The sequence below is a fragment of the Vagococcus sp. WN80Y genome, from assembly GCF_059621045.1.
Genome location: NZ_JCAQHY010000077.1, coordinates 1 through 2,918, shown reverse-complemented (window position 1 = coordinate 2,918; position 2,918 = coordinate 1). Strand labels below are relative to the sequence as shown.

Genomic DNA, 2,918 nt, shown 5'->3' with positions numbered 1-2,918 from the left:
GCTTGTTTCACGTTTTGGATGCCTTCTGTGTTAACTTTTAAATCAAATTTGATCAAGCTATAGCTATTATCAGCTGCTTCCATCAATTTCACGCTGTCTAACAATTGAGCTGTTTGCGAACCTGGTAAAACTTTTCCAACATAATAGAAATACCCATCGCCTTTATTAAAGAACCAGTTATCAGCTGTTGGCGTTGCTGTTACCTTATCAAAGAATAAGTGAATGTTATCATCTGCAAAGGCTTTGTAAGTGGTTGTGTCTACTGTTGGCAACTTGTCATACAACGCGCCTGTCGCTGCCCAATCTTTTGTCGTCGTGACATAAGTCGCATCGACTAAACTGATACGAGCAGGATCTTTTAAGGTTAACTTGCCATCTTTGTCACGTGCCACATTACCAGAGGTATTTCCGATGTAGCCTTTTGCTTTTTTACCATCTGCTGCTTCCCACTGAGCCGCATACGTATACTCTGCTGGGGTTGGATCACCTGCTGGGGTCGTACCTGCTTCTTTAGTTTTCTTCTCATATAACTTGAAACTGTACTCTGTTCCGTCAATCGTAATCTTATCAACTGCGGCCGTTAAATTGGCTGTCACATCGGTAAAACCTAAGCCCACATAATTAGCTGATGATGGCATTGCATAGGGCGCCGCTGGCGCTGCTGCTAATTTAGTTCCTTTATTAGGTCCTGATGCCCAGACATAGTCTGTGCCATTGTAATAAATTTCATTACTATCTTTCAATTTTTTGAATACTTCATCAAATTTCACACGGATCAACGCATCGTATTCAGAAACGTTGGCTACTGCCACATCCTTGTTGACCTCCTCCCCTGGTGTCCAATCTTTTTCTGGGGTAAAGGTCTCGACGATTTGTACGTCATTCCCGGCAATTTGCCCTTCAAATTTATTGGTCACATCATCTTTACTTGTAAACCAAGCAAACGTTCCAGCCGCTAACGCAATAAGCGCTAACCCACTGGCTACTACTAAAAGCTTTTTCTTCTTGCTCTTCATTGTCTTTCCTCCTATGGAATTGATTTATATATATCACTGTTTTCTTACTAAGAAAACAGATAATATCGCACTGTGCTTCACTCTTGTTTAACTAAAAAAATACATCCGAATCACCCAAATAAAGCCAAAGAGTGACACAAAAAAGATGACTGAAATCACAAAGTTCTCTCGAACAAACTTCAAAATAGAGCCGATTTTCGGAAGGACAATCAGTTTTTTTCCCACGACTTGCTTGGAACTAATGGGGATATCTTCCGTGTTATTGGCGTCCCCTTTAGTGATATAGTAGGTCCCTTTAGTTCCTTCTAACTCTGGTAACTTTTCTACCACCCTATGGGTTAAGAAAGCCTTACTTTCCATCGTTGGTCGGTAAGTAATCACATCGCCAATCTCTGCTTGATCCCCTGGGATGTCTTTGACAATAATCACATCGCCAGCGTAAAAACCGCCCTTTGGTGGCTTGTCTCCTCGTGGCACCATGGAATTCGTCAAGACATTGAATACTCGATAACCAAAAATTGATTTATTTTGATTACTACTTGCCGCAAAGACCACCGAACTGCCAATCAAACTTAAAGTAACCACATAAAATAATAAGTTAAGACTTAGGCGTATCGCCTGCTTCCCCATAGTAGGTGGGGCAGGTGTCACGACTTTCGGTTGCCTAGAAGAGACGGATCGTGACCTTTTGCGCTCTCCTTCTCTCGAACGGTAACTTGATGAGGACCGACTTGACTGTGAAGAATGGGAGCGCCTTTTTTTACGATAAGAAGGGATAAACTCATTGCTCATGTCGTCACGTCTTCTTTGTTTCACTCTCCTTGACATCGTCGCCCTCCTTTCCTCACACGTTTTTTACTGTTGATTCTTTTGTTTCACATATTTATGGACCGTTCCCAAGGAGACCTCGCAGATTTCCGCAATTTCTCTCATCGTCTTGCCTTGTTGTTCAAAGAGAAAGACAATCTGATCAATCGTTCGATTATCTACTTTCGGGCGACCTGTTATACGACCTTGTTGCTTGGCCAGTTCTATACTAGTTCGAATCAAATAACTTCGATGTCTTTCTTCCATTTCTAACACCTTTAAGACATCCGTATAAAAATTAGGCGACAGCTCTGTATCTAGTTTATCTTGTAAGCTGATTAATCGAATATGCCGCTCGCTTAAGCCATTAAGTAACTCTCTAAAGCCCTTAGTATTCTTAGCAAATGCTCGTAAATCGTAAACTAATAATTGGTCGTCCTCGACAAGTTTTCCCAATAGCCGATCTAGCTCACAATTAATCGTCACGTCTGTTTCTTCAATAAACACTTCTTGGCATTTATACGCTCGTAACATGTCTAATTGTTCCACCGTTGAGACAGGATAGTCTTTCCTAATATACGCATATAATGACATTGAGTTCACACATCCTTTCCTCTCTCATCACTCATTAAGCTTGATATAACGCAATTTAGAGTGTCTCATAAACTATAGTTAGTTATACTTGCAAGAAAAACGCAAAAAAACCCTCTTTCAAAAATACAAAATCCCTTTAAATTAGGATTTTCTATAAGAAAGAGCGTAAGAAAACAACTGTTATTTTAATGTGTCAAAAACTATAGTTTATTATAGACCTATAGACCTTGTCAAGAATTTTTTTTAATCTTTTTTTGAACATCCACTTCTCTTCACAAAAGTGGAGCAAGCCAAAGAGGGCAAACGTTCCATTTTCTTACCTATTAATATCCCTCTTTATTTGATCTTTTATCGAATCACCCACTAGCCTCTAAAATTTTACTGAAAAAGGAGAGAGTTTTTATGTCAATTATCGGTTATATGCGTGTTAGCACTCATCATCAAAAATTTGATTCTCAAGAACGAGCCCTTAAAGCCTATGGGGTTGACTATCTTTATAAA

4 protein-coding genes are annotated in these 2,918 nt (G+C 39.7%); 1 reads left to right on the top strand and 3 read right to left on the bottom strand.

What is annotated here, in order from left to right:
• The 3 genes from AC5KOD_RS02905 to AC5KOD_RS02895 form a co-directional block, all read right to left on the bottom strand.
• Positions 1 to 1,016: BsaA family SipW-dependent biofilm matrix protein (locus tag AC5KOD_RS02905; RefSeq protein WP_496913036.1), on the bottom strand; the 1,016-nt coding region annotated here is incomplete at its 3' end.
• Between the two features lie 87 nt (positions 1,017 to 1,103).
• Positions 1,104 to 1,844 (bottom strand): signal peptidase I, encoded by a 741-nt coding sequence (locus tag AC5KOD_RS02900; RefSeq protein WP_496913035.1) that lies wholly within the window; start codon positions 1,842 to 1,844, stop codon positions 1,104 to 1,106.
• 27 nt (positions 1,845 to 1,871) lie between these two features.
• Complete coding sequence (locus tag AC5KOD_RS02895) at positions 1,872 to 2,417, bottom strand: recombinase family protein (RefSeq protein ID WP_496913034.1); 546 nt, start codon at positions 2,415 to 2,417, stop codon at positions 1,872 to 1,874.
• A gap of 402 nt (positions 2,418 to 2,819) precedes the next feature.
• On the opposite strand from AC5KOD_RS02895, the gene AC5KOD_RS02890 reads away from it, so the two are divergent.
• Positions 2,820 to 2,918, top strand: a 99-nt coding sequence (locus AC5KOD_RS02890; protein ID WP_496913037.1) for a recombinase family protein, incomplete at its 3' end; no start/stop codon positions are given.

Bases quoted from the DNA above. Each gene is read 5' to 3' on its own strand.
- AC5KOD_RS02900 (WP_496913035.1), bottom strand. From the start codon at position 1,844: ATGTCAAGGAGAGTGAAACAAAGAAGACGTGACGACATGAGCAATGAG.
- AC5KOD_RS02895 (WP_496913034.1), bottom strand. From the start codon at position 2,417: ATGTCATTATATGCGTATATTAGGAAAGACTATCCTGTCTCAACGGTG.